This window comes from Paenarthrobacter sp. FR1, from assembly GCF_051106045.1.
Lineage (GTDB): Bacteria > Actinomycetota > Actinomycetes > Actinomycetales > Micrococcaceae > Arthrobacter > Arthrobacter nitroguajacolicus_A.
In genome coordinates this window covers 991,933-1,018,001 of record NZ_JBPFSF010000001.1, presented here as the reverse complement: position 1 = coordinate 1,018,001, position 26,069 = coordinate 991,933, and the positions used below count along the sequence as shown (strand labels likewise).

Annotated in this window: 23 protein-coding genes and 1 tRNA gene; 14 read left to right on the top strand and 10 right to left on the bottom strand. The window is 62.8% G+C overall.

Annotated features, from left to right (window positions below; all coding sequences use genetic code 11):
* Positions 1-407 precede the first annotated feature (407 nt).
* From ACR30Z_RS04700 to ACR30Z_RS04680, 5 genes are all read left to right on the top strand, one after another.
* On the top strand, positions 408-1,973 hold the full coding sequence (locus tag ACR30Z_RS04700) for an NCS1 family nucleobase:cation symporter-1 (RefSeq protein ID WP_144653266.1): 1,566 nt from the start codon (positions 408-410) through the stop codon (positions 1,971-1,973).
* Positions 1,974-2,005: 32 nt separating this feature from the next.
* Positions 2,006-2,752 (top strand): aspartate/glutamate racemase family protein, encoded by a 747-nt coding sequence (locus ACR30Z_RS04695; protein WP_434371369.1) that lies wholly within the window; start codon positions 2,006-2,008, stop codon positions 2,750-2,752.
* Positions 2,753-2,788: 36 nt separating this feature from the next.
* The gene (locus ACR30Z_RS04690) at positions 2,789-3,556 is read left to right on the top strand and encodes an SDR family oxidoreductase (RefSeq protein ID WP_434371368.1); all 768 of its coding nucleotides are present in this window, start codon (positions 2,789-2,791) and stop codon (positions 3,554-3,556) included.
* A 137-nt stretch (positions 3,557-3,693) separates the two neighbouring features.
* On the top strand, positions 3,694-4,695 hold the full coding sequence (locus ACR30Z_RS04685; RefSeq protein ID WP_434371367.1) for an endonuclease domain-containing protein: 1,002 nt from the start codon (positions 3,694-3,696) through the stop codon (positions 4,693-4,695).
* A 178-nt stretch (positions 4,696-4,873) separates the two neighbouring features.
* On the top strand, positions 4,874-6,361 hold the full coding sequence (locus ACR30Z_RS04680) for a cation:dicarboxylate symporter family transporter (RefSeq protein WP_144653263.1): 1,488 nt from the start codon (positions 4,874-4,876) through the stop codon (positions 6,359-6,361).
* Between the two features lie 71 nt (positions 6,362-6,432).
* Here ACR30Z_RS04680 and ACR30Z_RS04675 read toward each other — a convergent pair whose 3' ends face one another.
* Entirely contained in the window at positions 6,433-6,843 is a 411-nt protein-coding gene (locus ACR30Z_RS04675) for a sterol carrier family protein (protein WP_144653262.1), read from the bottom strand.
* Positions 6,844-6,879: 36 nt separating this feature from the next.
* Positions 6,880-7,896: an asparaginase gene (locus ACR30Z_RS04670; RefSeq protein WP_144653261.1), complete on the bottom strand. Its 1,017-nt coding sequence runs from the start codon at positions 7,894-7,896 to the stop codon at positions 6,880-6,882.
* 105 nt (positions 7,897-8,001) lie between these two features.
* Here ACR30Z_RS04670 and purD point away from each other — a divergent pair, with 105 nt between their 5' ends.
* Positions 8,002-9,312 (top strand): phosphoribosylamine--glycine ligase, encoded by a 1,311-nt coding sequence (gene purD, locus ACR30Z_RS04665; protein ID WP_434371394.1) that lies wholly within the window; start codon positions 8,002-8,004, stop codon positions 9,310-9,312.
* Positions 9,313-9,314: 2 nt separating this feature from the next.
* Positions 9,315-10,253: a phosphoribosylaminoimidazolesuccinocarboxamide synthase gene (locus ACR30Z_RS04660; protein ID WP_144653260.1), complete on the top strand. Its 939-nt coding sequence runs from the start codon at positions 9,315-9,317 to the stop codon at positions 10,251-10,253.
* 76 nt (positions 10,254-10,329) lie between these two features.
* Here the strand turns inward: ACR30Z_RS04660 and ACR30Z_RS04655 are convergent, their stop codons facing one another.
* Positions 10,330-11,595, bottom strand: a complete 1,266-nt coding sequence (locus ACR30Z_RS04655) for a helix-turn-helix domain-containing protein (protein ID WP_144653259.1) — start codon at positions 11,593-11,595, stop codon at positions 10,330-10,332.
* A gap of 126 nt (positions 11,596-11,721) precedes the next feature.
* On the opposite strand from ACR30Z_RS04655, the gene ACR30Z_RS04650 reads away from it, so the two are divergent.
* Positions 11,722-11,946 (top strand): hypothetical protein, encoded by a 225-nt coding sequence (locus tag ACR30Z_RS04650; protein ID WP_144653258.1) that lies wholly within the window; start codon positions 11,722-11,724, stop codon positions 11,944-11,946.
* A gap of 216 nt (positions 11,947-12,162) precedes the next feature.
* Here ACR30Z_RS04650 and ACR30Z_RS04645 read toward each other — a convergent pair.
* The 5 genes from ACR30Z_RS04645 to ACR30Z_RS04625 form a co-directional block, all read right to left on the bottom strand.
* A tRNA-Pro gene (locus tag ACR30Z_RS04645) sits at positions 12,163-12,239 on the bottom strand.
* 75 nt (positions 12,240-12,314) lie between these two features.
* Positions 12,315-14,147, bottom strand: coding sequence for an ABC transporter ATP-binding protein (locus ACR30Z_RS04640; RefSeq protein ID WP_434371366.1), 1,833 nt, complete (start codon positions 14,145-14,147; stop codon positions 12,315-12,317).
* Positions 14,144-15,943 carry an ABC transporter ATP-binding protein gene (locus ACR30Z_RS04635; RefSeq protein ID WP_144653256.1) on the bottom strand — a complete coding sequence of 600 codons (1,800 nt, stop codon included), beginning with the start codon at positions 15,941-15,943 and terminating at the stop codon, positions 14,144-14,146. The genes ACR30Z_RS04640 and ACR30Z_RS04635 overlap by 4 nt, the downstream gene beginning before the upstream one ends.
* A 167-nt stretch (positions 15,944-16,110) precedes the next feature.
* Positions 16,111-17,058 (bottom strand): metallophosphoesterase, encoded by a 948-nt coding sequence (locus ACR30Z_RS04630; protein ID WP_434371365.1) that lies wholly within the window; start codon positions 17,056-17,058, stop codon positions 16,111-16,113.
* 2 nt (positions 17,059-17,060) lie between these two features.
* Complete coding sequence (locus tag ACR30Z_RS04625) at positions 17,061-19,397, bottom strand: transglycosylase domain-containing protein (RefSeq protein ID WP_434371364.1); 2,337 nt, start codon at positions 19,395-19,397, stop codon at positions 17,061-17,063.
* On the opposite strand from ACR30Z_RS04625, the gene ACR30Z_RS04620 reads away from it, so the two are divergent.
* Genes ACR30Z_RS04620 through ACR30Z_RS04610 form a run of 3 tightly spaced genes read left to right on the top strand, consistent with a single transcriptional unit; the run spans position 19,396 to position 21,019 of the window.
* Positions 19,396-19,551, top strand: coding sequence for a DUF4177 domain-containing protein (locus ACR30Z_RS04620; RefSeq protein ID WP_011775990.1), 156 nt, complete (start codon positions 19,396-19,398; stop codon positions 19,549-19,551). The two genes, ACR30Z_RS04625 and ACR30Z_RS04620, sit on opposite strands and share 2 nt — an antisense overlap.
* A 2-nt stretch (positions 19,552-19,553) precedes the next feature.
* Complete coding sequence (locus ACR30Z_RS04615) at positions 19,554-20,090, top strand: RidA family protein (RefSeq protein ID WP_144653253.1); 537 nt, start codon at positions 19,554-19,556, stop codon at positions 20,088-20,090.
* Between the two features lie 17 nt (positions 20,091-20,107).
* Positions 20,108-21,019, top strand: a complete 912-nt coding sequence (locus ACR30Z_RS04610) for an NUDIX hydrolase (protein ID WP_434371363.1) — start codon at positions 20,108-20,110, stop codon at positions 21,017-21,019.
* A 57-nt stretch (positions 21,020-21,076) separates the two neighbouring features.
* On the opposite strand, the gene ACR30Z_RS04605 is transcribed toward ACR30Z_RS04610, so the two are convergent.
* On the bottom strand, positions 21,077-22,054 hold the full coding sequence (locus ACR30Z_RS04605; RefSeq protein ID WP_144653251.1) for a helix-turn-helix transcriptional regulator: 978 nt from the start codon (positions 22,052-22,054) through the stop codon (positions 21,077-21,079).
* Between the two features lie 66 nt (positions 22,055-22,120).
* Here ACR30Z_RS04605 and ACR30Z_RS04600 point away from each other — a divergent pair, with 66 nt between their 5' ends.
* Positions 22,121-23,269 (top strand): epoxide hydrolase family protein, encoded by a 1,149-nt coding sequence (locus ACR30Z_RS04600; RefSeq protein ID WP_434371393.1) that lies wholly within the window; start codon positions 22,121-22,123, stop codon positions 23,267-23,269.
* Between the two features lie 85 nt (positions 23,270-23,354).
* On the opposite strand, the gene ACR30Z_RS04595 is transcribed toward ACR30Z_RS04600, so the two are convergent.
* Positions 23,355-24,032: a Crp/Fnr family transcriptional regulator gene (locus tag ACR30Z_RS04595; RefSeq protein ID WP_011775987.1), complete on the bottom strand. Its 678-nt coding sequence runs from the start codon at positions 24,030-24,032 to the stop codon at positions 23,355-23,357.
* A gap of 234 nt (positions 24,033-24,266) precedes the next feature.
* On the opposite strand from ACR30Z_RS04595, the gene ACR30Z_RS04590 reads away from it, so the two are divergent.
* Entirely contained in the window at positions 24,267-25,451 is a 1,185-nt protein-coding gene (locus tag ACR30Z_RS04590) for a MarP family serine protease (protein WP_434371362.1), read from the top strand.
* A 97-nt stretch (positions 25,452-25,548) separates the two neighbouring features.
* Positions 25,549-26,013: a type II 3-dehydroquinate dehydratase gene (gene aroQ / locus ACR30Z_RS04585; RefSeq protein ID WP_144653248.1), complete on the top strand. Its 465-nt coding sequence runs from the start codon at positions 25,549-25,551 to the stop codon at positions 26,011-26,013.
* The last annotated feature ends 56 nt before the right edge of the window (positions 26,014-26,069 follow it).

Genomic DNA, 26,069 nt, shown 5'->3' with positions numbered 1-26,069 from the left:
TCCGCGATCAACGCATCAAGGGACTCAATCCACTCCGCGGTCTCTTCCGGATCACGATCAGGCAGCTGGGCAGTCAACCCGCTGAGGATGTGTGAGGTCTCTTCTCCTGCAGCCACGTCCAACCTCTCTTCATTGAATGTCTGGGCGCTTGCTCTGTGGGGGCGCTCAAGGAATTTCGTATTGTGAGAATAAAATTCTGCAATTCGAGATTACGTCTGCAGGTCGGCATCGTCAACACGGATTGCGTAACCAAAACAGTCAACTGGGAAACCGCTGCCCAAGCAACCAAATGTGACCCTGCATACACCTATGAGGTCTTGACCGAGCGTGACCTGCGTCATAGAGTACTTTCACTATTCAATAACTTGATTCCGCAATGTGGAATCAGTACGAAGTGGAGATCCACGATGCAGACGACTTCATCAGTCGGCGTCAATGAGACTCCGGAAGACGCAAAGACGGGTGCCCCCAACCACCCGGTCGTGGGAAACACGGATCTTTGCGCGATTGCTTCCGAAGCCGCAGGCCGTACCATCAGTCCCAGTCTTTACAACATCGACCTCGCCCCCACCAAGGCCAAGGGCCGCAAGTGGACGAGCTACAGCATCTTTACCCTCTGGGCCAACGACGTCCACAGCCTGGGTAACTATGCGTTTGCCATCGGCCTGTTCTCCCTCGGGTTGGGTGGCTGGCAGATCCTGGTGGCACTCGGAATCGGCGCCATCCTTCTCTTCGCCCTGTTGAACTTCTCCGGGTTCATGGGCGAGAAGACCGGCGTGCCGTTCCCGGTGATGAGCCGTATCAGTTTCGGTATCCGCGGCGCCCAAATCGCCAGCCTGGTCCGCGGCGCCGTTGCCGTGGCGTGGTTCGGCATCCAGACATACCTGGCATCGGTGGTCCTCCGCGTCATGTTGGTTGCCATGGCTCCCGGCCTCAAGGACTTGGACAACAATTCCATCCTTGGTCTTTCAACCTTGGGCTGGCTGTCCTTCGTGGCTCTTTGGATCGTGCAGCTGGTCATCGTCAGCTTCGGCATGGAAATGATCCGTAAATACGAGGCCTTCGCCGGGCCGGTCATCCTGGTGACCATGGCCGCGATTGCCGTGTGGGTCTTCATTGAAGCCGGTGGCGCCATCCAGTGGAGCGGCATCAAGGGCCTTGAAGGTACCGAAATGTGGCTCACCATCTTTGCCGGCGGCGCGCTCTGGGTCTCCATTTACGGAACCTTCGTGCTGAACTTCTGCGACTTTACGCGGTCCTCCACCTCCAAGAAGTCCATCGTCAAGGGCAACTTCTGGGGCATTCCCATCAACATGCTGGTCTTTGGCGCCATCGTCGTCGTCATGGCCGGCGGCCAGTACAAGATCAACGGCACTGTCATTGAAAGCCCCTCCGACATTGTGGAGAGCATCCCCAACACGCTCTTGCTGGTCCTGGCTTGCCTTGCCTTGCTGATCCTGACCATCGCCGTGAACCTGATGGCCAACTTCGTGGCTCCTGTCTACGCACTGACCAACCTCTTCCCGCGGCACCTGAACTTCCGCAAAGCGGCGTGGGTCAGTGGCACCATCGGCCTGATCATCCTGCCGTGGAACCTTTACAACAACCCGATCGTCATCGTGTACTTCCTCGGTGGCCTGGGTGCCCTGCTCGGCCCGCTGTTCGGCGTTGTCATGGCCGACTACTGGCTGGTCCGTCGCGGCAAGGTCAACGTCCCTGAGCTCTACACCGAGGATCCCAAGGGTGCCTACTTCTACAAGCGCGGCGTGAATCCGAAGGCCATCATCGCGATGATCCCGGCAGCCGGCCTGGCGATCGCCATCGCCTTCATCCCAGGCCTGGCAGCAGCTGCGCCGTTCGCTTGGTTCATCGGCGCCGGCGTCGCAGCGCTCACGTACTTCGCCGTAGCGGACAAGAAGCAGGTCCACGAGGACGTCTCCGGCGAGCCAATCGCCGTCGCCAGTACCCACTAGGCGCCGTCAACCCAAGATATAAAGGACATTCCATGCGCATCCTTGTCGCAAACGTCAACACCACCCAGTCCATGACGGACTCCATTGCAGCCCAGGCACGTGCGGCGGCTGCACCGGGCACTGAAATCATCGGGATAACGCCCCGCTTTGGTGCCGATTCCTGCGAGGGCAACTTCGAAAGCTACCTCGCGGCCGTCGCCGTCATGGACGCCGTGGTCAATTACCCCGAGCCGTTCGACGCCGTCATCCAGGCCGGCTACGGCGAGCACGGCCGTGAAGGTCTCCAGGAGCTTTTGGACGTGCCCGTTGTGGACATCACCGAGGCTGCGGCCAGCACCGCGATGTTCCTGGGCCACAAGTATTCGGTGGTCACCACGCTTGACCGTGCAGTTCCGCTCATTGAGGACCGCCTGAAGCTCGCAGGGCTGGAAGCACGTTGCGCGTCCGTCCGTGCCAGTGGCATGGCTGTCCTTGAGCTCGAGGAGTACCCGGAGCGCGCAGTGGAGGCGATTGTGGGACAGGCTGAACAAGCTGTCAGCAATGACAAAGCCGAGGTCATTGTCCTTGGCTGCGGCGGCATGGCGGGACTCGACGAGCAGATCCGCCAGCGCACCGGGGTGCCCGTGGTGGATGGAGTTGCCGCTGCGGTCACCATCGCTGAGTCATTGGTCCGGCTCGGGCTGTCCACGTCCAAAGTCCGAACCTATGCCACGCCTCGCCCCAAGACTGTCATAGGCTGGCCGATAACTGCAGTCCAGCCGGCCGAAGCCGCCCGCTGACCCAAGCGCTGAACGCACCACCCGAAAGGCAACCACATGACTGACTCCAGCCCGCCCGCAGACGCAAGGGTCGCCGTCGTCACCGGTGCAGGTTCGGGTATTGGGCGGGCAGTTGCCCGGCTGATGCTCGCTGAGGGGTACCGCGTTGCCTTGGCGGGGCGCCGCGAGGCGCAGCTGCTCGAAACCGCGGACGGGCACCCGGACGCGCTGGCGGTTCCGTGCGATGTGACAGTGCCCGACGACGTCGCTCGCCTTTTCGCGGAGGTTCGCCAACGCTGGGGTCGGGTGGACGTGCTGTTCAACAACGCCGGCATCTTCGGTCCCGCCGGGGATGTGGGGGAGATCGGCGTTGACGAATGGGAAGCAACCCTGCGCGTCAACGTCACAGGGTCCATGGTGTGCGCGGCGGAGGCTGTCCGGACCATGAAGGACCAGCAACCGCAGGGTGGGCGCATTATCAACAATGGCTCCATCTCGGCCCATTCGCCCAGGCCCAGGTCTGTGGCGTACACGGTCACCAAGCATGCGATGACGGGCCTGACCAAGAGCATCGAGCTTGATGGCCGGGAGTTCGGGATTACGTGTGGGCAGATCGATATCGGCAATACCCGCACGGAGATCATGGACACCATCGGCGTGGGATCCGGAGCCCTCCAGGCCGACGGCAGCCGCAAAGTGGAACCCATGTTTCCGGTGGAAGATGCTGCCCGCGCCGTGCTGATGATGGCCAACATGCCGGCCACGGCCAGTGTTGGATCATTGGTAGTCACTGCTGCCGGCATGCCATTCGTGGGCCGCGGCTAGCGAGTTTTTGTACACTTACCGCCCTTAAATCGGGCCCTTAAGGCCATCTGCTGTACAAAAACTCGCGGCCAAGCGGGCGGGCCTGTGGATAACGTCCCGCCGGCTCCTTCGCTGTGACTCAATAGGGCATGCGTCCTTTGTCGCCTCTTCCCTCTGCCCTCTCGAATCGCGCCTTCACCATCAAGGAGGCCGCGGAATATGGCGTCGCTCCCAAGCGACTCCGGGCAACGGACCTGGTGGTGCCCAGCCGCGGACTCCGCATTCCTCAGAAGCCGCAGACGCTACTGGACGTCGCCCGGCCCCACCTTGAACTTCGTCAGGGCGATTTCCTCAGCCACATCAGTGCCGCTGAGGTACTGGGACTGCCGTTGCCTCCTTGGGCGCATTTCAAACCCGACGACGGCGGGCCGGTGACCGCAGTTGCGGAACCTGTTCCTTGGGGTCCCAAGAGCGGCCCCCACTTTCGCGAACCGGGGAGATTTATCCACCTGTCACGGTCACGGGGTGGTTCTTTGCCGCGGCGAAGAGGGGTGGCCGGTCACCGGCTGACGTTGCGGGACGGCGACCTCGCTGACCTGGACGGCGTTGTGCTCACGTCCGTGGCGCGTACATGGGTGGACCTGGCAACGATGCTGCCGATTGAAGACTTGGTCGTTGCCGGCGACGCCATTGTCAGCGAACATACCCGCACGTTCGGTCCGGCAAGGGTGGCGATGGTCTCCTTGTCCGAACTACGCGCGTTCGTTGCGCGGGCCAACGGTGTCCATGGTGTTCGCAAAGCCCGCCTGGCACTCGACGACTTGAGGGTGGGCGTCGACTCCCCGCCGGAAACCAAGCTGAGACTCATGCTGGAGGACGCCCGCTTGCCGACTTTTATCCCTAACTGTCCAGTGATGGATGCTTTGGGGCGGCCTGTGTGGACGGACTTGGGGTGCCCTGAGTATCGCACTTGCCTGGAGTATGAAGGCCTTCACCATCTGTCTCCCGAACAGCAGGCGCTGGACGCCTATCGGGACCAGCGGGTTGCAGACGCCGGTTGGCGACAGGTCAAGATCAACAGGATCGACATGCGGCAGGGGCAGAGGTGGGTGGTTGCCCGGGTGGCGCAGGCCCTCCGCAAGCAGGGCTGGGCAGCGTAGTTTTTGTACAGCTCCCGCCCCTAAACGCCCCTCATGCGGGCATCACCTGTACAAAAAACCAATTATGACTTCCACAATATGGAAAACGAATTTCCCCTTGCGGAATGGTGTGAGCAGGATTACATTTGAAAAATCCCCTCAAAATGTGGGGCTGTTCCCAAATGATTGGTTCAGATCAATGAAGATCCCAGACCCCGCGGCGCTGAAGGCGAGTTCGGCCCCGCAGAAGAAAAAGCGGCTGTACCAGTCGCTCTTTTTTCAAATCCTGATCGCCGTCGTCGCAGGTGTACTCATCGGTCATTTTTGGCCGACCATTGGGTCCGCCCTCCGGCCACTGGGTGATGGATTCATTCAACTCATCAAGATGATCATCGCCCCGCTGATCTTCCTGGTGATCGTCACAGGCATCTCAGCTGTTGGCGACGTCAAGGCAGTCGGAAGGGTTGGGGTCAAGGCACTCCTGTACTTCACCGGAGCCACCCTCTTCGCCCTCGTCTTCGGGCTCATCGTCGGAAATATCGTCCAGCCTGGTGCTGGCCTTAACATCGACCCCGCTTCGCTTTCGCAGGATGCACTCAACGCCAAGACCGGCAACGCGCCTCCCAAGGACGCCGCCGCGTTCATCCTGGATGTCATTCCCGTCAGCGTGATTGGTGCTTTCGCCAACAACAGCCTGCTTCAGGTGCTGTTCTTCTCGGTATTCTTCGGTGCCGCCATCGTGGTCATCGGCCGCGAGCGTTGCCTCCCTGTCATCAGCCTCATGGAGACTGTCCTGGAGCTGATCTTCAAGATCATGTCCTGGATCATGAAGGTGGCCCCCATTGGTGCATTCGGTGCCATGGCGTTCATCATCGGCCAGTACGGGCTTGGCACGCTGAGCACCTACGCACTCCTTATAGCCGCCTGCTACGGCGCGGCCATTGTCTTCATCGCCCTGTTGTTCCTGGTGGCATGGAGCTTCGCCCGGGTTCCGCTGTGGCAGTTCCTCAAGTACACCCGCGAAGAATTCCTGCTGGCACTCGGCACGGCCTCCACGGAAGCGGTCATGCCGCGCATCATGACCAAACTGACCAACGCCGGCTGCTCACGAGCCACCACCGGTTTGGTTGTTCCCACGGGCTACTCCTTCAACCTGGACGGCGCTGCGATTTACCTGTCCATCTCGCTGCTGTTCCTTGCGCAGGCCTTCGGCCACAACCTTGACCTCGGCCAGCAGTTGGCGGCCCTCGGCGTCCTGCTCCTGACCTCCAAGGGCATGGCCGGAGTGCCGGGTTCGTCCTTCCTGGCGCTCTCCGCCACGGCAGCAGCCCTGGGGATCTTCCCGGTAGCCGGCGTTGCACTCCTCCTCGGAGCCGACCGCCTCATGGACTCCATGCGCGTCGTGGTCAACCTGCTCGGTAACTGTGTAGCTACCTTCGTGGTGGCCAAGTGGGAAGGCCAGTTCGACCGCAGCGTCATGGTCCGCGCCTTCAACGGAGAGATCACCAATCACGACTCCGCCGTGATGCTCGGCAAGGAAGAAGTCTTTGAGGAACAGGAACTCCAGCGCATCAGTGAGGGCCAGGAGCCTTCACCCAAGTTCCGCGGTGGTCCAGCCGCGGACGACATTCCGCAGTTCGAGATGAGCAAACGGGGCCAGTCATCAGCCCCGGTCTGCCCGGACTGACCTGGCGAGTTTTTGTACAGCTGACGCCCCTGAGACGTGGTCTTAGGGGCATCAGCTGTACAAAAACTTGTTTACAGGGGCAGTAGTTCCGAGAGGTCGGCGCGCAACCCGGATGCGGTCACCTTGTGGGCTGAAACGGCGTCCGCCCACGAAATCCGGCCGGTGACCAGCGACAGCCAGGTGGCGGCGTCGCACTCAATCACATTCGGGGGAGTGCCGCGCGTGTGGCGGGGCCCCTCAACGCATTGCGTGACGCCGAACGGCGGCACCCGGACCTCCACCGAATTGCCGGGCGCGCGGGCGGTGACTTCCTCCAGCGAGTAGCGGACCGCCGTCGCAATCAAGGAGCGCGACGGCGGTGCCCCGGCAGAGGCGCCCGGCTCACCTGCGGCTTCGGTTTCGGCAGGCTCGACGGCGGCCTGCCACGCTGCCAGCGCAGCGCGCCCTTCGGAAACATCGACGCGGCGTCGGGCAACAGCCATGGTTCTTCCTTAAGTACGTGTTAGTCGAGCAACGTGTTAATCGAGCAAAGCGGAGACGGCGTGGCCAAGTCGGATCCGGCCCACGGCACGGCCGCCGCCCAGTACGGGTTCCACCACGCGTTCCAGGACGCTGGAGACAGCTGGGATGTCCACGGCGCCGCTGACGGCAAGGAGGGTCAGGCCCACCAGTGATGTTGCGCGGAGGTTGCCGTCGAGTACCTTGACTGCCACCGTGGCGCCGGTGGGAGTGGCCAGGACCAGGACACCCTCGGCACCGATCTTGGCCAGGACCTCCAGCTCTTCCATGACCACGGTGTTCGACTCACCTTTGCCCTGGACGGCCCACGGGTAATCCAGCATGGATGTGGCGATGGTGGCTGCGCGTGCGTTGGAAGATTTATCGCCCGGGGACTTGGCCAGGCGGGAGTACGCGCGGGCCAGTCCGGTCAGCGAGAGTGCGGCCACGGGAGCCCCGCAACCGTCGATCCCCAGGTGCGAGATGGTTTCGCCGCTGTACTCCTCGATCACGGATCGCACTCGTTGCTGGAGCGGGTGGTTCGGTTCAAGGTAGCTGCGGAGGTCCCAGCCATTCTCCGTGCAGGCCCACAGGAAGGCTGCGTGTTTGCCGGAGCAATTGAAGGCCAGCCTGGACTGGCCGCGCTCGGACCGGACCAGCCAGTTGCGGGCCGTTTCATCCTGCGGCCATGCCGTGGGGCACTGCAGGTCTTCTTCACGGACGCCGGCGGCTTTGAGCATGCCTTCCACCACGTCCATGTGGTCCAGGGAACCGGTGTGGCTTCCGCAGGCGACCGCTACCTGGGCGCCCCGAAGCGGCACGCCCGACTGCATGGAAGCCAGGGCCTGGAAGGGCTTGAGGGTGGAGCGGGCGTAAATGGGAGCGTCGATGTCACCAAGCCGGGTGACCACCGAGCCGTCACCGGCAAGAACGACGGCCGCGCCGATATGCCGGGACTCAATGAAGCCACTGCGTTCGATCACTGCCAGTTCGACGGCGGACTCTACGTTGAACGTTTCATGCGAACTCATGGGCATGAAGCAAGTCTATGGCGCGGCGGGGTGGTTCCCTGGCCAGGTGGTGTGGTCCGGTGCGTGACACAGCTTAGGCCGAGCGCGCTGCACAAAGTACCCTTGAAGACTGTGAAGGTACTCGTCATTGGCCCAGGCGGCCGCGAACACGCCATTGTCCGCTCTCTGCTTGAAGATCCCAACGTTTCCGAGGTCCACGCGGCTCCGGGCAACGCGGGCATCAGCAAACTCGTTCCCACCCACGCGATCGACGGGAACAACCCGGAGGCCGTGTCCGCCCTCGCCACCAAGCTGGGTGTGGACCTCGTCGTGGTCGGTCCCGAGGCGCCGCTGGCTGCCGGTGTGTCCGACGCCGTCCGTGAAGCCGGCATTCCGGTGTTCGGTCCCAGCAAGGAAGCAGCCCAGCTGGAGGCTTCCAAGGCCTTCGCCAAGCAGATCATGGCCGAAGCGGGCGTTCCCACGGCCATGTCCCGGGTTGCCACCAACGCCGAGGAAGCAGCCGATGCGCTGGATACCTTTGGCGCCCCGCACGTCGTCAAGGACGACGGACTGGCAGCCGGCAAGGGTGTCGTTGTCACCAAGGACCGCGAGGAGGCCCTGGCACACGCCCAGGCGTGCTTCGACGCCGGTGGAACCGTGGTCATCGAGGAATTCCTGGACGGCCCCGAGGTTTCCCTGTTTGTCCTGTGTGATGGCCGCACCACCGTCCCGCTGTCCCCGGCGCAGGACTTCAAGCGGATCTTCGACAACGACGAAGGCCCCAACACCGGCGGCATGGGCGCCTACACCCCTCTCGAGTGGGCTCCCGAGGGCCTGGTCCAGGAAGTCATCGACCGCGTGGCCCAGCCCACCGTGGACGAGATGGCTCGCCGCGGCACCCCCTTCATCGGCGTGCTGTACTGCGGACTGGCGCTCACGTCGCGCGGCACGCGCGTCATCGAATTCAACGTCCGCTTCGGAGATCCCGAGACCCAGGCTGTCCTGGCTCGTCTCAAGACCCCGCTCGGTGCTCTGCTGCTGGCAGCTGCCAAGGGCGAACTGGACACCGCGGAAGAGCTGCGCTGGTCCAAGGACACCGCAGTCGCCGTCGTGGTTGCAGCCGAAAACTACCCGGACGCGCCCCGCACCGGCGACCGCATCCGCGGCCTGAAGAAGGTCGACGAGCTGGACGGCGTCCACGTGGTCCACGCCGGCACCAAGCTGGACGACGAAGGCAAGGTTGTCTCCGCAGGCGGCCGCGTCCTGGCCGTTGTGGCGCTCGGCTCGGATCTGGTGGAGGCCCGTGAAAAAGCGTACGACGGCGTGGAGCTGGTTCAGCTTGAAGGCTCACAGTTCCGTACGGACATCGGTGGCAAGGCCGCCCGCGGCGAAATCCGCGTGCCGTACACAGGCACCGGAACCATCCCGAAAGTGCAGGCTTGAGCATGACTGATTCCCTTCCCGCAGGCGGTTTCGAGACCGAGACCCTGGATCTTCCGGGCTGGACCCACGTCTACTCCGGCAAGGTGCGCGACCTCTACGTTCCCGCCGATGAAGCCATCACGGAGAAGATCGGCCAGGAATGTGTCCTGGTTGTCGCCAGCGACCGGATCAGCGCTTACGATCACGTCCTGAGCAGCGAGATCCCGGACAAGGGCCGCGTCCTGACGCAGCTGAGCCTGTGGTGGTTCGATCAGTTGGATGTTGAGCACCACGTGCTGGCATCCACCGTTGATGGTGGCGTTCCGGCCGCCGTTGAGGGCCGGGCCATGATCTGCAAGAAGCTGGACATGTTCCCGGTGGAATGCATCGCCCGTGGTTACCTGACGGGTTCGGGCCTGGCCGAGTACAAGGAACACGGGACCGTCTGCGAGATCCCGCTGCCTGAGGGCCTGGTGGACGGCTCGCGCCTGGAGAAGGCGCTGTTCACTCCCTCCGCGAAGGCTGAGGTTGGTGAGCACGACGTCAACATCACGTACGACGACGTCGTAGCCATGGTGGGTGACGACATCGCTGCCCGCCTCAGCGAGCTCACGCTGAAGATCTACACCCGCGCCGAGGAGATCGCCCGCGAACGCGGCATCATCCTGGCCGACACCAAGGTGGAGTTTGGCATCGACGCCGCCACGGGGATCATCACGCTGGGCGACGAAGTCCTCACGCCGGATTCTTCGCGATTCTGGGACGCGTCCACCTACGCCCCGGGCAAGTCGCAGCCCTCGTATGACAAGCAATACGTCCGTGACTGGCTGACTTCCGCCGAATCCGGCTGGGACAAGTCCTCGGACACCCCGCCGCCGGCCCTGCCCGCCGATGTGGTGGAGCGCACCCGCGCCCGCTACGTCGAAGCGTATGAAAAGCTGACCGGCCGCACCTTCGCCTAGGTCTACCCAACTGGGGGACAGCACACGTTCCACTGAGCGCTCAGTGGAACGTCTGCTGTCCCCCAGATTGGTTTAATCAGGCTTCCGAGTGTTCCTTGGCAGCGCGTCGTTCGGCAAGGCGGATCTCCAGGACGGCGTCCATGGCTTGCTGGACCCTGTCCGATGCGCCGGCCGCGCTGAAATCGTGCTGCGCCTCTTCCAGGTAGTGCAACGCCTCCGAGGCCTCGCCGGCGGCCTTCAACGATTTGCCCAGCAACAGCGAAACCTCGCCGGCAGTGTGTCGGGCCAGAACCTTGCGGTCTTCGTAGATTTCGCGCAGCTTCTCCACTGCTGCAGGAATGTCCCCTGTCAGGTAGAGCCAGCGGGCGCGGATAAACGCAACCTCAAGCTGGTCAGTCTTGTTTCCGCCCACAATCGACAACGCGAGTTCGGCACGCTCAATGGCGGACAGCGTCTCGGGTTCCACAATTCCGGAGGAAAGGCGGACCGCTGCGGACGCCTTGTTGAAGCGGGCCCACAGTTCGATGTCGTTCGCGGGGGAGAGCAGCTTGGCCGCGCGCTCGTGGTGTTTGATGCCCTCAACATAGTCGTGGCGCATGAAAGCCACGTTGCCCACCACCCACGCGACCTCGCCGGCCAGCTGGGACATCGAGTGCTCGTCCATGTGCTCGATCATGGCCAGGCAGTAGGTCCACGCTTCGTCCAACTTGCCGCTCTCGGCCAGCGCACCGATCAGCGCGCGGTGCGCGCCAATGATGAGCGTGGATCCCTTGGGCAGCTGCTCGCACAGCTTCACTGCCTGCTTGGCATGCTCGACGGCGGTGGCCAACTGACCTTGTCCGTGGCACACAGCGGCAAGCATCTGCCAGGCACGCACTCCGAGGCCCGCGGACTCCGTGGCCATGGGGTGTTCCAACAGGTGCTCAACGATTTGCTGGCATTCCTTCAGTTGGCCTTGCTTCATCACGCACTCGGCCTGCATGTAGGTCATGTTCCACCAGGCGCTGTTGTTCTTCGCTTCAAGGGCGATCTGCGCGGCGGTGGCGGCGTGGCTGGCAGCGAGTGGGTAGTCGCGAAGGTCCCAGGCCTGCCGGGCGTACAGGCCGGCGAGGACGTATTCGGCGTCGCTCACGGAAACGGGTTGGCTCCACGCTTCCAAAGCTTTGGGTGCGAGCTCAAGCCGCCGGGCGAGCTCTTCGATGACCTCCGCAGTGGGCTCACGACGTCCGGTCTCAAGCAGCGAAATATAGCTTGGCGAGTACAAGTTCTTGCCGAGCTCGGCCTGCGTTAACCCACGTTCGAGCCGTTCGGCACGTAGCTTCTCGCCGAATCCGTTTCCCACGGGTTCCTCCTACAGGTGTCTTTTTGACCAAAACCTTGACAGTCTCTGTGGAAAACATTTTACAATGTATGTCAACAGGGACCGCGCAATTTCCGTAACGAATCCGACTCGCATTGGGGAAATACTATGTTCAAGAAAATCATCGCTTCAGTGGCCGTGGCGGGCGCACTGACCTTGGCGGTTGCGGCTCCCGCAGTCGTGTCTGCAGCTCCGGCTGCGGACTCCAGCACAGTTAGTGCCATTGGCAACTGGCCCGATCCTATGCGTATCGCGGCACCTACCAAGGACAAGGCTTCCACTCCGCCGACGTACACCACGTTGTCCATCGGCAACTGGCCTGATCCTATGTAAGCAGTAGTTCTGCAGGAAACCCCGGGGCGTGACGAGCGATGCCCCGGGGTTTCTTTTTGTCCTTTTGTGGGTGCGCTGGCGACACCCAAACCCGCAGGGGACGCGCATACGGATTGACGACGCCCGGATATGGGTGGCACGGGCGGGGATGCGTGGCGTGGAGGAATGTTCGGGAAAACAAAAATGGCGCCGATTTCTCGACGCCATTTTCGTATTTGGTCGGGATGACAGGATTTGAACCTGCGACCTCTTCGTCCCGAACGAAGCGCGCTACCAAGCTGCGCTACATCCCGATCCGCTGCGAAAGCAACTGTTCAAGGATAGCTGAATCGCTGCCTGATGCGAAATCGAGGAGCTGGTGTGCCTCGTCACACCAGGGAGTCCCGCCAGGCGCCGTGAAGCTGGGCGAACCGACCGCCTCCGCTGATCAGCTGGGCCGGCGTCCCGTCCTCAACGATTCGGCCGTCGTGGACCACCAGGACCCTGTCGGCCGTCTCCACCGTGGACAGGCGATGGGCGATGATGATCGCAGTCCGCGCAGCATCTCCGCCAACCACACCCTCCAGCAGATTCGCCAGCCCTTGCTGGACCATCCGTTCGGACGGGATGTCCAGCGATGACGTCGCTTCATCCAGGATCAGCACTGCCGGTGCCGCCAGGAAGGCTCGGGCGAAGCCAATGAGCTGCCGTTGGCCCGAGGAAACGCGTCCGCCGCGCTTGTTGACGTCGGTGTCGTAACCTTCGGGCAAGCTCATGATGAACTCGTGGGCCCCGACCGCCGTGGCGGCAGCTTCGATTTCAGCGCGCGAAGCCTCTGGGCGGCCCAGTGCGATGTTGTCCGCCACGGATCCGCTGAAGAGGAACGCTTCCTGGGTCACCATCACCACGGCCCGACGAAGGTCAGTGGTGGAGAGGTCCCGGAGATCGACACCGTCCAAGGTGATGGCCCCGGACGTGACGTCGTAGAAACGGGCCACGAGCTTGGCCAGCGTGGACTTGCCGGCACCTGTCTGGCCCACCAGCGCAATGGTCTGCCCGGCAGGAATGTGCAGGTCCAAGGTGGGAACAACCACTTTGCCGTCGCTGTAGCCGAATTCAACACCCTTGAAGTCGATCTCGCCCCGTGAGCTCTTCAGCGGTACGGGGTTCTTGGGCGGACGGACGGTGGGCACCTCCTCGAGGAGTCCGGACACCTTCTCCAATGCCGCCTGAGCGCTCTGGAACGAGTTGTAGAACATGGCCATCTGGTCCACAGGCTGGAAGAAGCGTTTGGTGGAGAGGATCAGGGCCAGCAGGACACCGACGGCGAGGTCGCCGCTGAGCACGCGGAAACCGCCGAAAAGCAGGACTACTGCCACGCACACGTTACCGATCAGCACCAGGCCAGGCTGGAAAATGCCGTTCAGGTTGATGGAGCGGACGGTGTTCTTGCGGTAGTCCTCAGCCAGCTGGCCATAGCGGTCGGCGTTCTCGCGCTCCTTACGGAACGCCTTCACAGCGCGGATTCCGGTCATGGTCTCCACGAAGTGCACGATCAACCGCGCAGACACTACGCGGGATTCCCGGAAGGCGATTTGCGAATGCTTCTGGTACCAACGCGCCAGGAAGAACATCGGGACGCCGGCCGCGAGCATGATCAGGCCGCTCCGCCAGTCCAAAGCAAAAACAGTCACAGCGGTGAACAGCATGAACAGCATGCCGGAAGCAAGCGAACTCACGCCGGAATCCAACAGCTCGCGCAGGGCCTCAAGGTCGGAAGTCTGCCGGGCGATGATGCGGCCCGAGGTGTACTTCTCGTGGAATTCCAGGCTGAGGCGCTGGGTGTGCCGGAAGACCCGAAGCCGCAGGTCCAGGAGCATGGCCTGGCTCAGCCGGGCCGTGGATGTCACGTAGAGCGCGGTCATCCCGGCCGTGGCAATTGCGGCCGCCAGGTACAAAGCACCAGCCAGCACCAATGGCCCGTTGTCGCCAGCCTGAAGTGCCGGCAGGGCGTTATCGATGCCAAAGGCGATTAATGCCGGCCCCGCTACGCGCGTGAGCTGCGAGATCACCACCATCACGATCGTCAACCAGAAACGCAACCGCACCGGCCGGATCAGCGAGGCAAGCAGGGTGAGCGACCGCCGTCGTACCGCTTTGCTGTCTGCTTTGGTGAGGAGCGTGTTGTCCTCGTTGGCGGTTCCAAACGTTGTGGCGCTCACCGGCGGGCCTCCTCAGCTTCTTCGAGCTCGTCCAGTTCGCTGTCGAGGTCCTTCGGACCGGCCTCCAGGCTGGCGATGACGTAACGGTAGTGGTCGTTGTCGGCCAACAGTTCCGTATGGGTTCCGACGGCGGTGATGGTTCCGTTTTCGAGCAACGCCACCCGGTCCGCCAAAGCCACAGTGGAGGGGCGGTGCGCGACGATCAGCGTGGTGGTCTCGCGCAGGACCTCACGCAAGCGGGCCTCAACGCGCTCTTCGGTGTTCACGTCGAGGGCAGAGAGGGGATCGTCCAGGACCAGGACCTTCGGTTTGGCGGCGATGGCACGGGCCAGGGCGATGCGCTGCCGTTGGCCGCCCGACAAGCTCAGCCCTTCCTCGCCGATCAGGGTGTCCACGCCGTCCGGCAGTGAGTAGGCGAATTGGGCCTGCGCCACATCCAACGCCTCATCAAGGGCAGCGTCGCTGGGTTCCGGGGCGCCGAGAAGGACGTTGTCCCGCACGGAGCTGGAGAACAACGTGGTGTCCTCGAAGGCGACTGCCACGATCCTTCGGAGCTCTTCGATGCTGTAATCTCGGACATCCACGCCGTCGATGGTCACCGCGCCCTCGGTGACGTCGTACAGGCGGGGGACCAGCTGGAGCAGTGCGCTCTTGCCGCTGCCGGTGATGCCCACCAGTGCCATCGTTTCGCCGGGGCGAATATCAAGGGTGATGTCGTGCAGGAGGGTGCCGCCGTCGTCGAACCCGAAGCCGGCGTGCTCAAAGCGCAAGGCGCCCTTGACGGTGCCCGGCACTGTCGGCTTGGCCGGGGAGGTGATGGAGTTCTCCGTGTCCATGACCTCGAAGTGACGGTCCAGTGCGGTCTTCGCCGTCAGGGCCATGGCCAGGAGCATTCCTGAGAATTCAACGGGAGTGGCCACCACTGCTGCGGTGGCAAAGAAGGCGACCAGCGAACCGATGCTCAGCTGCCCGCTGGCTGCCAGCATGATGCCCACCACCAGCCCGACGCCCAGGGCAAGTTCCGGCAGCAGCGTGACCACCAGGGTAAAGCCGGCCTGCTGCTTGGCTTTGGCGATTTCGGTTTGGCGAAGCTCTTCCGCTTGGCCGTTGAAATTCTCCAGCGCTTCGCGGCTCCGGCCGAAGGCCTTGAGGACGCGGATCCCGTGGACGGATTCCTCCACGGTGGTGGCGAGGTCGCCGGCCTGGTCCTGGCTGAGGCGGGTGACCAGGCTGAAGCGGCGGCGGAAGCGGAAGGAGTTGATCATGATCGGCACGGCTGCGGCGAGGAAGATCAGGGCCAGCTGCCAACTCATCGAAAACATGACCCCGACGCCGATGATCACCGTCAACGTGGTGACCACCAGCATGATCGCGCCGAACGCCATCCAGCGGCGCAGGAAGCTCAGGTCCGTCATGGCCCGGGAGAGCAACTGGCCGGAGCCCCAGCGATCATGGAAAGCTACCGTGAGTTGCTGCAGGTGGCCGTACAGCGTGACGCGCATGTTCGTCTCCACCGTGGTGGCGGGGTTGATGACGAACTGCCGGCGCAGGGCCACCAGCCCGGCTTCGGCCACGCCGAGGGCAAGAATTACGACGGCGGCAATCCACACTGCGTCCGTGGAACCGCCGGGCTGCAGCGAGTTGTTGACCAAAACCCGCAGCACCTGCGGAATGGTGAGCGCGACAATGCTGGCGAGCAAGGCGCAGATCAGGCCCATGAAAAGGCGGGGGAGGATGGGCCGCACATGAGGGTACAGGCGGCCGACGGAGGTGAAAAATGACGTTTGCTTGGACATGCCCGCTTCTCAACAGCTGGTTCTTCAGATGGTGCGGAGGTAGTTTCCCGTAGCAACTACCCTATGCCATGCCGTGATTCGTTTCACAGGACCACGCAACCAAGGTGAAATGTTTGACCCAGTTATTGGGAATCGTAATGGCGCCTCGCTGATTAGCTGCGGGTTGTTTAGCTGCGGGTCGTGAGGGTCAGCAGCACAGCTTCGGGACGGCAGGCAATGCGCACCGGCGCAAAGCGCGAGGTGCCGATGCCGCCTGAGACATTCACCGGCGTCGTGAATCCATCGCTTTCCCAATCGTGGAGGCCCTTGGCCCGCCACGTGGGGAGGTCGCAATTGGAGACGAGGGCGCCGTAACCCGGGATGCAGATCTGCCCGCCGTGCGTGTGGCCGGCAATGATCAGGTCTGCTCCAGCTTCGGTGAAGTGGTCCAGCACGCGCTGGTACGGAGCGTGGATGACAGCGACCTTGAGGTGGCGGCGGGCATCCTGGTTAACCGTCCCGCGGGGCCAGCCTGCGTAGCGTTCCCGCTTCAGATGCGGGTCATCGACGCCGGAGAAATCGAATCGAAGTCCGTTGAGTACCACGGACTGGGCGCGGTTGGTCAGATCGATCCAGCCACCCATCCCGAAAGCTGACCGAAGCTTGGGCCAGTCAAGCTTGACGGGTTCGGTTTTGAGCTTTGAGGGTCCACGGAAGTACCCGGCCGGATTCTTGATCCTGGGAGCGTAGTAATCGTTGGATCCCGGTACGAAGACACCCGGAAAGTCCAGCAGCGGACGCAGCGCCTCTATCAGGGGATCGACGGCCTTGGTGTGGCTCAGGTTATCGCCGGTGTTGACCACAAGATCTGGCTTCAGCCCTGCCAACGACTGGAGCCATTGAGCCTTCTTATCCTGACCCGGAACGAAGTGGATATCGCTCAGGTGCAGAACGCGGAACGGAGCCGAGCCCTCGGGGAGGATCGGCAGGGTCTCGTGGCGGACCTCGAACTGGTCCTTTTCCCACCAACCATAGGCAGCTGCTGCCGCGCCCGCCGTCGCGCCGATAGCCGTAGTGACGGCGAAACCGCGCCCGACAGTGCGGACGCGGTTTGCCAGTGAATCACGGAAGGACACGCTTAGTCCTTATCGTTGTTGCCGTTATTGCCATTGTTTCCATTGCCGTTGTTGCCGTTTCCGGTAGCCGGCGGGGGATTCTGCGTCGTCGGCGCAGGCGCGGTGTTCCGCTGCGGCGCAGCATTTCCGAGCAGGTTGGAAGGCGGCTGCTGGAACGGGTTGGTTCCGTAGGCGGGCGCCACCGACAACATGTAATTGGTGAACTGGGGGCCGGCAATCATGTAACCGTCGATGGCCGGGTAGAACTTGCCGTTGACGGTCAGGTTGCGGCCCGGGCGGAGCTGGTCACCGAGCGGGTCACCGAACCAGGATGCCGTGGCAAGGCCGGTGGTGTAACCGACCACCCAGGTGGAGCCGTTGGAATCGTTGGTACCGGTCTTGGCAGCTACCGGGAAGTTGTTGCGTGTGGAAAGCGCCGGCCGGATCAGCGAACCCGAACCCGCATTCAACACTTCCTGCATTGCGTAGGCGACACCCCGGGCAACTTCCGGTTTGACCGCATCCTTGCAGTTGGAGGACTGTGCGGGCAGGTCAGCGCCAGACTGGTCCTTCACAGAGGTTATGGCAATCGGCTCGCAGTACTTGCCATCGGCAGCGAACGTCGCGAAAGCAGCTGCCATGGTCAGCGGCGCGGTCTGTGTGGCACCAATCAGGTTGGACAGCGTGGTCATGGGGACCTGCGGGTTCGGATCGGTGATCTTGCCGGAGTCGTCACGTGCAGGCAATCCGCCGTGGATTCCGGTGGCGTCCACAATTCCTTGGATGCCACAGAGATCAACCTGGGCTGCGGAGGCAAACGTTGCGGTGTTGATGGAGTTCATGAGGCCGTACAGGACGGTCATGTTCCGGTAGTAGCCCTCATCAGAGTTCTGAAGGTCGAAGCTACCGGCCACGTTCCTGTCGTAGAAGCCATTGACGGGCGTGGGACAGGTGTTCCGCCACGGGAAGTTGACGCCATACTTTCGGACGCTGGCGTTGATGTTCTGGTTCATCGACTTGCCCTCGTTCAGCCACTGGGCGAACGTGAAGGGCTTCATCGTGGAGCCGGGCTGGAAGCCGCCAATACCGTTGAGGTCGTTGCCGTTGGCATCGAGGACGTCCACGTTGAAGTTCTGGGTCTGGTCGAACTTGCCTTCTTGCGGCAACCAGACGGTGTTCTGGGCCATGCTGACGATCTGGCCCGTGCCCGGCTGGACGGAGGTGATGGACGCGCCCCACTTGTCCGGGTTGGCGCCCGCCGTCGCATCCACTTGCTGTTGGGCTACGGTCTGGGCCGTCGGATCCAAGGTGGTCCGAATGGTGAGGCCGCCGCGCATGATCCGCTTCTCGCGCTCTTCCTGCGTGTCGCCGTAAGCCGGGTTGTTGAAGAGCAGGTGCAGCACGTAGTCACAGAAGTACGGCGCCATGGTGGCGTAAGCACAGCCCTGGCGGGCCGGCGTGACCTTGGTGGTGACAGGGGTGGCAATGGCTTCGTCGTACTGGGCCTGCGTGATCTTGCCCTGATTAACCATGGAGGCGAGTACCAGGTCGCGACGTTTCTTCGCGTTGTCCGGGTTCGCGATCGGATCGAAGGCCGACGGGCTGTTCACCAGACCGGCCAGCAGTGCAGCCTGGGGAAGTGTCAGGTCCTTGGCGGAGGTGCTGAAGAAGAACTTTGATGCAGCCTCAATGCCGTAGGCGTCACGGTTGAAGAAGACGATGTTGAGGTAGCCCTCAAGGATCTGTTCCTTGGAGAACTTCTTCTCCAAGGCGATAGCCAGCTTCATTTCGCGGAGCTTGTCGCCCACGCCCTTGTTGACGCCGTTAAGCAGGACGTCTTCACTCTTGCCGGACGCCACCAGGGACTCATTGATGACGTTGTTGACGTATTGCTGGGTGATGGTGGAAGCGCCCTGCTTGTTGCCGCGGGCGGTGCTCACCAGTGCTCGCATGATGCCGGTGGTGTCGATGCCGCCGTGCTCATAAAAACGGCTGTCCTCGATGGCGATGACAGCGTCCTTGATGAACGGGCTCATTTGGTCCAGCGGAACCTTGGTGCGGTTCTCCGCGTAGATCGAGGCGATCGGCGAACCGTCTTTCGCCAGGATCGTCGTGTTCTGGCTGGGCGGATCCACCTGGAGTTCCGCCGGCAGAGTGTCAAAGAACTGAATTGAACCACTTGCGGCACTGCCCGAAACGGCCGCGGCGGGGACCAGAAGGCCCGCTACCAGGACGCCACAGATCGCACTCACGCCAAGGAAACCTAGAATCTTTCCGAGGGTGGTGGCAGTGTCGAATATGGGGTTCTTGCGAGTCACCATGTTTTCCACTTTACCGGCAAGGGCTAGGCTTTCTGTCATGACCAAATGGGAGTACGCCACGATTCCGCTCATTATTCACGCCACGAAGCAGATCCTGGACCAGTGGGGCGAGGACGGCTGGGAGCTTGTCCAGGTCGTCGGTGGACCCGATGGCAAAGGCCTTGTCGCATACCTGAAGAGGGAGAAGCAGTAACCATGACAACCCCCGCAGAAACCACGTCTGCCGCGGAATCCGGCGCCCCCACGTCTGCTGTTGAGCAGCGTCTGGCGGAGCTCGGACTGACCCTCCCCGAGGTCGCCGCTCCGGTTGCTGACTACGTGCCAGCCATCGTCTCCGGCAACTACGTTTACACGTCCGGTCAGCTGCCCTTTATTAATGGCAAACTCGAAGCTACGGGCAAGGTATCGCTCGGTGAGTTGGGCGCTTCCGACGAACCCACGGTCGATCCCGCCGACGCCAAGCGCTACGCCGCCTTGTGCGCCATCAACGCCCTGGCAGCAGTCAAGAGCGTCATCGGCGATCTTGACCGTGTCACCCGCATTGTCAAGGTAGTCGGCTTTGTCTCCTCGGAGCCCACGTTCACCGGCCAGCCCGGTGTCATCAACGGTGCGTCCGAACTCCTCGGCCAGGTCTTTGGCGACGCCGGCAAGCACGCACGCTCCGCCGTCGGCGTTTCTGTCCTGCCGCTCGACTCTCCCGTAGAGGTCGAGCTCATTGCTGAATTCAGCTAAGGAACCGGTTCACCCAATTGCCGCAGCTTGCCCGCCGCCTGTTTGTACTGCCTCCCGAACTCGAAGGGGCAGCACAGAACTGGCTTGAGCTCGGCGAGCGGACCCCACGGACCGCCCGCTACGCATCCTCAGTCGTGCTGTTGCGCGATTCGCCCACCGGCTTGGAGACCTGGCTTGGTTACAGGCCAGGCTCCTCGCCGTTGGGCGTCGTCGCGTTCCCGGGCGGCTCCCTGGACCCTTCCGACGACGACCCCGTCGGTTGGTTGGGCCCCTCACCCCAGTATTGGGCTGAGCAGATGGGAACGGACGACGTCGGACTCGCCCGCCGTCACGTGGTGGGCGCCATCCGCGAACTCTTCGAAGAAACCGGCGTCCTGCTCGCAGGGCCCGACGCTTCCTCCACGGTTGAGGCAAACTCCACGGTGGATTGGATGCGGGCCCGCGAAGCCGTCGCAGCCCAGGAAAAGTCCTTCACGGAGATGCTGGCCAAGCGTGGACTGTCCCTCCGCACCGACCTCCTGAAACCCTTGGTCAACTGGCTCAGCCCGGACTTCGCACACACCCGTTTCAATACCCGTTACTTCGCCGCCACCGTCCCCGTGAACCAGCAGCCCTCCATTCTGGGAAGCAAGGGAGTCTGGGGCCGCTGGGTGTGCGCCGCCGAGGCGATAGCCCTCCGTGATACCCCTGCGCTGGGGGACGAAATAGGCCAGGCGAATACGGCAGGCCTCACCCTGGGCCAACTCTTGGTGCCTGGCTCCGAGATCATGCTCGAAAAAATGTCTGCCGCGAACGGCTGCATCGCTTACCTGAGCTACAAGCGCAAAGCACACGTGTACCAAGCGAAGCTCGTTGACGAAGGCGGAATCCTGATGCTCGAGGTCGAAGCCGCCCGAACCGTCGCCGGCGAACCCCAGCGGGAGCGCTAAGCCGCGGAACAATCCCGACGCTCTCTCACGTCCCGTCGGGTTTTACGGGTCGCTCTCTCACATCCCGTCGGGATGCTGAACCCTATCGCCGTTCGCCGCCCGGAGATAGACGTGCGCCAGATGCCGCAGGTGAGGTACCAAAGCCGCCGGCGACTCCACGGTGAAATCCATGCCCAGCATGCCGATGTACGCGGCGATGGTTTCCAAACTGTCGGCACCGGTGACCAGCACTGACTCAGTATCCGAAATCGACTCAACTACCCCAACCGCGTGGTTGATTCGTGCGAGTACCGCCTCAGCGGGTGCGGCGATCCGGAGACGCGCGTGGACCTTCCAGCCGCTCGCCGCGATGGAGCGCATCGCGAAGGCGGTGTAGTCGCCTCCAGGGAGGGGGACCGGGGAGAACCGTCGCCAGGTCCGCATTCGCGGCTCAATCCAATCCGCGCGGAAAACTTCCCACTCACCCGATGTTGGATCACGCCCAACCAAGTACCATCGCCGTTCCCAACTCAGCAGGCGATACGGTTCCACCAGCCTGGAGGTTCCGCGATCGTCGAACCGGAACCACTCGACGTCGTTGATAGCTGCTGCGATTGCGGCCAGGACCGAGTGGGCTACTTCGGGATCGGGTGCATCGGTCCCGTTGTTCTCGGGAGCACGGTCTACGTTGGAGAGCGCCGCCAGGGTTGGTCGCAGACGCGACGGCAGCACTTGCTCGAGTTTGGCCAGGGCACGGGCGCTGGATTCGGCGACGCCCGCAATGCCTGCTGCGGTCCGCAGGCCGATTGCGACGGCCACCGCCTCCTCATCGTCGAGCAGGAGCGGAGGGAGTTTCCCGCCGGCACCCAGTCGATAGCCGCCGGCGGCCCCGCGCGTCGCGTCCACCGGATAGCCGAGCTCCCGCAGCCGGTCCACATCCTTGCGCACAGTGCGTGTGGACACGTCGAGGCGGGCGGCGAGTTCGGCACCTGTCCAATCTGGTCTTGCCTGCAGAACGGACAGGAGGGCCAAGAGGCGTTCAGCTGTGGAAGACATAGTTATGGATTCCTGCTTCCATTAGGAAGGAATGGTTCCTATATCAACAATATCGTCGTTGGCATGATGAACATCACGAAAACGAACATCGATATCCGCCCCTTCCGCATCGACGTTGCCCAGGCCGAACTTGACGACCTGATGGAACGCCTGTCCCGGACCCGCCTGCCCCAAACAGCGCCTGTTGACGATTGGGATGCAGGGACCCCCAACTCCTATCTTCGCGAGGCGGTGGACGCATGGACTACCAGCTTTGACTGGCGTGCCCACGAAGCGCGCATCAACGCCGTACCCCACTTCACCACTGAAATCGATGGACAGCGGTTCCACTTCATCCACGTGCGATCACCACATCCGGGAGCCACGCCGCTTCTCCTGGCCCACACCTACCCCGGCTCATCCGTCGACTACCTGGACATGATCGACGAACTCACCGACCCCGTGCCCTACGGTGGCCGGGCCGAAGACGCTTTTGACGTGGTGATCCCGGATGCCCCCGGTTTCGGATTTTCTCAGCCGGTGAATGAGACGGGGTGGACCACAGCACGCGTGGCGCGCGCCTATGACGCCCTGATGCGCGGCCTTGGCTACACCCACTACGGAATTCATGGCTCCGATAACGGAGCAATGGTGGCCCGGGAGCTCGGACTCCTGAACCCGGACGGATTCCTCGGCCTCCACGTCTTGCAGCTCTTCTCCTTCCCGTCGGGCGACCCTGGCGAGTTTGAACGGCTGGAACCGCAGGACTATGCAGGGCTGGCGCACATGGAGTGGTTCCAATCCGTCGGGGGCTACAACACCATGAACGCGAGTCGGCCGCAGACGGTATCCGTGGGACTGAGTGACTCGCCTGTGGGGCTGCTGGCCTACAGCGAGCTGTTCAACTCTTTCGGAAACGGCACCTCGCTGGTGCCGCTGGAGACGATCCTCACCGAAGTCAGCGTGAACTGGTTCGCAAACGCGGCGGCGGGGATGAGCCGGAGTTATTTCGACAACGCACGCACGCAGGCCGAGCCGCAAGTAAATACTGCGCCCACGGGGGTCGCAGTCTTCAAGGACGACTTCCAGACGATCCGAGTCTTCGCCGAGCGCGACAATTCAAACATCGTGCACTGGAGTCGGTTCGAGAAAGGCGGACACTTCGCTGCCTTGGAAGTGCCATCGCTTGTTGCCGGCGACATTCGAGCATTCTTCGCAACGCTGCGCGCTGAGTAGGAACGCGCCGCGGAGGAACTTCCGGCAAGCTACCCACAAAAAAGCCGCCCCGGTGAATACCGGGGCGGCTTTTTTACAAAGCGACTTAGCGGGAGCGCTGGCGGAGGCGCTGCATGTCGAGGATCACCACGGCGCGGGCTTCCAGGCGCAGCCAACCGCGCTGCACGAACTCGGCCAGTGCCTTGTTCACGGTCTCGCGGGAAGCGCCGACCAGCTGGGCCAGCTCTTCCTGGGTGAGCTCGTGGGCAACCAGCACGCCGTCGGTGGCGGGGCGGCCGAAGCGGTCTGCCAGGTCCAGGAGGGCCTTGGCCACGCGGCCGGGGACATCCGAGAAGACGAGGTCGGACAGGGAGTCGTTGGTGCGGCGCAGGCGGCGGGCAAGTGCCTGCAGCAGCTGCGCGGAAACCTCGGGACGCGTGCGGAGCAGTGCGTTGAGGCTTTCGTTCTTGAGGCCGGCCAGGCGGGTTTCCGATACGGCCGTGGCCGTGGCGGTGCGCGGGCTGGGGTCGAACAATGCCATCTCGCCGAAGAGCTCACCCGGGCCGAGGATAGCCAGCAGGGACTCGCGGCCATCGGGGGAGGTGCGGCCGAGCTTCACCTTGCCGGAAACGATGAAGTAGAGCTGGTCACCCTGGTCGCCTTCGCGGAAAACCGAAGCTCCACGTGAAAGATCCACCTCGGTGAGTTCGTCCGTCAGCAGGCGGAATGCGTCGTCGTCAAGGGTGGCGAAGAGGGGTGCGCGGCGCAATACCTCGATGTCCATGAAATCTCCTGAATATAAGTTTCGGTCGTGGCGCTCCAGCCATTGTTTCAGAATTTTTGAGCTTCTGTGACGTACTTGGCACGTGAAACGCTGAAACGGCGCGGGTTTGGGGCGTTCCAGGCCCCTTATTGGCCTCGAATCGGCGGGAACGGGGTGTTTCGGCGTGATGGGACTAACGGTTCGCTGTCAGGGTCCACAACTACAATTGGCGCTACCCGGCTATGAGGAGCATTGGTGTTTGGCTTGACGATATTGGATTTGGCATTGATCTTGATGCTGCTGTCCTACCTGATCTATGGCCTGCGCAACGGCTTTATGGTCACCTTGGGTGGAATTGCAGGATTCGTGGTCGGAGCCATTGCGGCGTTCATGGCCGTACCGCTCGTCAGCGGTTGGGTGACCGACAGCGGCTGGAGGCTGACCGCCACGGTGGGGGCCGCCGTCGTGCTTATTGCCGTTGGTCATGGGCTGGGAACCATGATTGGCCGCAAAATCCGCCACGCTGTGCGGATCAAGCCACTGCACGCAGTTGATCGGTTGATCGGTGGCGTGGTGAGTGTGGTTGTGGCAGCGCTGGTGATGTCCATGCTGGCATTCAGCGTCAGTTCGCTGGGTGTGCCGTTCGTTTCACAGCAACTGGCGGAGTCGCGCGTTATTCGCTCCATCGATAACCTGACGCCCACGCCGGTCAAGAGCACCATGGCGCAACTGCGCTCCACAGTCATTGGCGACGGGATTCCCAAGCTCATTGAAGGCATCGGGCCCGTGACTCCAGTGCCGGTCCCCAATGAGTCAACCGACACTCCTGCGTTGAACCAGGCGGCCGATTCGGTCCTTAAGATCGCAGGCACTGCGTTTGAATGCGGCCAAAACCAGACGGGTTCCGGATTTGTGGTTTCGCCCGGGCGCGTCGTGACCAATGCGCACGTCGTGGCGGGGGTGTCGCAGCCTGTTGTGGAGGTTCCCGACGGCGGTGCGTTGCCGGGTCGCGTGGTTTACTTCGACTCCCAGCGGGACATCGCAGTCCTGGCGGTGGACGGACTGCAGTCCAACCCGCTGCCGTTGAGCGCAGACCTGCCCGCGGGCAGCTCCGCGGCTTTCGCCGGCTATCCGCACGGCGGCCCGTTCCAGTCAAAGCCGGCAACTGTCCAGGGGATTTCCACCATCCTGGTGCCGGATATCTATGGCAACAACCCTTCGCCGGAGCTGGTCTACAAGCTGGCCGGTGATGTTCAGCCGGGCAACTCCGGCGGACCGCTGCTGACCATGCAGGGCCAAGTGGCTGGCCTGATCTTCGCCAAGACCACCACCGATGCCGCACTGGGTTTCGCGCTCACCATGGCGGACCTGGAACCGGTAGCCGCGCAGGCTCCGGGCCTTAGCGCCTCCGTCTCCGCAGGCCAGTGCACCCGTAAGTAGCCATCGCTCTCTCACATCGTGACTGTTTTCGGGGCACCCTCTCTCACTTTATGGGCGCAATTCCCGGACGCTCTCTCACAGCTATAGATTGGGAGCCATGACTGAAGCCTCTCCCGCCACCGAAGCCGGTCGCGGCACCATCCTTGTGATCAACGGCCCCAACTTGAATCTGTTGGGCACCCGCGAACCTGAGAAGTACGGGACATCCACGTTGGCTGACGTGGAGCAACTCGCCATGACCGCGGCCGCAGCCCACGGCTTCACCGTTGACTGCGTGCAGTCGAACCACGAAGGCGACCTGCTCGACGCCATCCACGCGGCGCGCGGCACCGCCGTCGGAATAGTGATCAACGCCGGCGCCTACACGCATACATCAGTGGCACTTCGTGACGCCCTCGCAGCCGTGCAGTTGCCCGCCGTCGAGGTTCACATCACCAACGTCCACCAGCGCGAAGAATTCCGTCACCACTCTTACCTGTCGGGCGTTTGCAACGCGATCATCGTGGGCGCTGGCGTGCTCGGCTACAAGCTGGCCATCGATTACCTGGCTGACGCGGTCTAGAAGTGCCGGAGCGTTCTCGGGGAACCGTCGGAATGTGAGAGACGGTTCCCCGGAAA

Excerpts from the sequence above, each read along its gene's own strand:
- ACR30Z_RS04700 (WP_144653266.1), top strand. The coding sequence starts at position 408 with ATGCAGACGACTTCATCAGTCGGCGTCAATGAGACTCCGGAAGACGCA.
- ACR30Z_RS04695 (WP_434371369.1), top strand. The coding sequence starts at position 2,006 with ATGCGCATCCTTGTCGCAAACGTCAACACCACCCAGTCCATGACGGAC.
- ACR30Z_RS04690 (WP_434371368.1), top strand. The coding sequence starts at position 2,789 with ATGACTGACTCCAGCCCGCCCGCAGACGCAAGGGTCGCCGTCGTCACC.
- ACR30Z_RS04680 (WP_144653263.1), top strand. The coding sequence starts at position 4,874 with ATGAAGATCCCAGACCCCGCGGCGCTGAAGGCGAGTTCGGCCCCGCAG.
- ACR30Z_RS04675 (WP_144653262.1), bottom strand. The coding sequence starts at position 6,843 with ATGGCTGTTGCCCGACGCCGCGTCGATGTTTCCGAAGGGCGCGCTGCG.
- ACR30Z_RS04670 (WP_144653261.1), bottom strand. The coding sequence starts at position 7,896 with ATGCCCATGAGTTCGCATGAAACGTTCAACGTAGAGTCCGCCGTCGAA.
- ACR30Z_RS04660 (WP_144653260.1), top strand. The coding sequence starts at position 9,315 with ATGACTGATTCCCTTCCCGCAGGCGGTTTCGAGACCGAGACCCTGGAT.
- ACR30Z_RS04650 (WP_144653258.1), top strand. The coding sequence starts at position 11,722 with ATGTTCAAGAAAATCATCGCTTCAGTGGCCGTGGCGGGCGCACTGACC.
- ACR30Z_RS04635 (WP_144653256.1), bottom strand. The coding sequence starts at position 15,943 with ATGTCCAAGCAAACGTCATTTTTCACCTCCGTCGGCCGCCTGTACCCT.
- ACR30Z_RS04620 (WP_011775990.1), top strand. The coding sequence starts at position 19,396 with ATGACCAAATGGGAGTACGCCACGATTCCGCTCATTATTCACGCCACG.
- ACR30Z_RS04625 (WP_434371364.1), bottom strand. The coding sequence starts at position 19,397 with ATGACAGAAAGCCTAGCCCTTGCCGGTAAAGTGGAAAACATGGTGACT.
- ACR30Z_RS04615 (WP_144653253.1), top strand. The coding sequence starts at position 19,554 with ATGACAACCCCCGCAGAAACCACGTCTGCCGCGGAATCCGGCGCCCCC.
- ACR30Z_RS04605 (WP_144653251.1), bottom strand. The coding sequence starts at position 22,054 with ATGTCTTCCACAGCTGAACGCCTCTTGGCCCTCCTGTCCGTTCTGCAG.
- ACR30Z_RS04600 (WP_434371393.1), top strand. The coding sequence starts at position 22,121 with ATGAACATCACGAAAACGAACATCGATATCCGCCCCTTCCGCATCGAC.
- ACR30Z_RS04595 (WP_011775987.1), bottom strand. The coding sequence starts at position 24,032 with ATGGACATCGAGGTATTGCGCCGCGCACCCCTCTTCGCCACCCTTGAC.
- aroQ (WP_144653248.1), top strand. The coding sequence starts at position 25,549 with ATGACTGAAGCCTCTCCCGCCACCGAAGCCGGTCGCGGCACCATCCTT.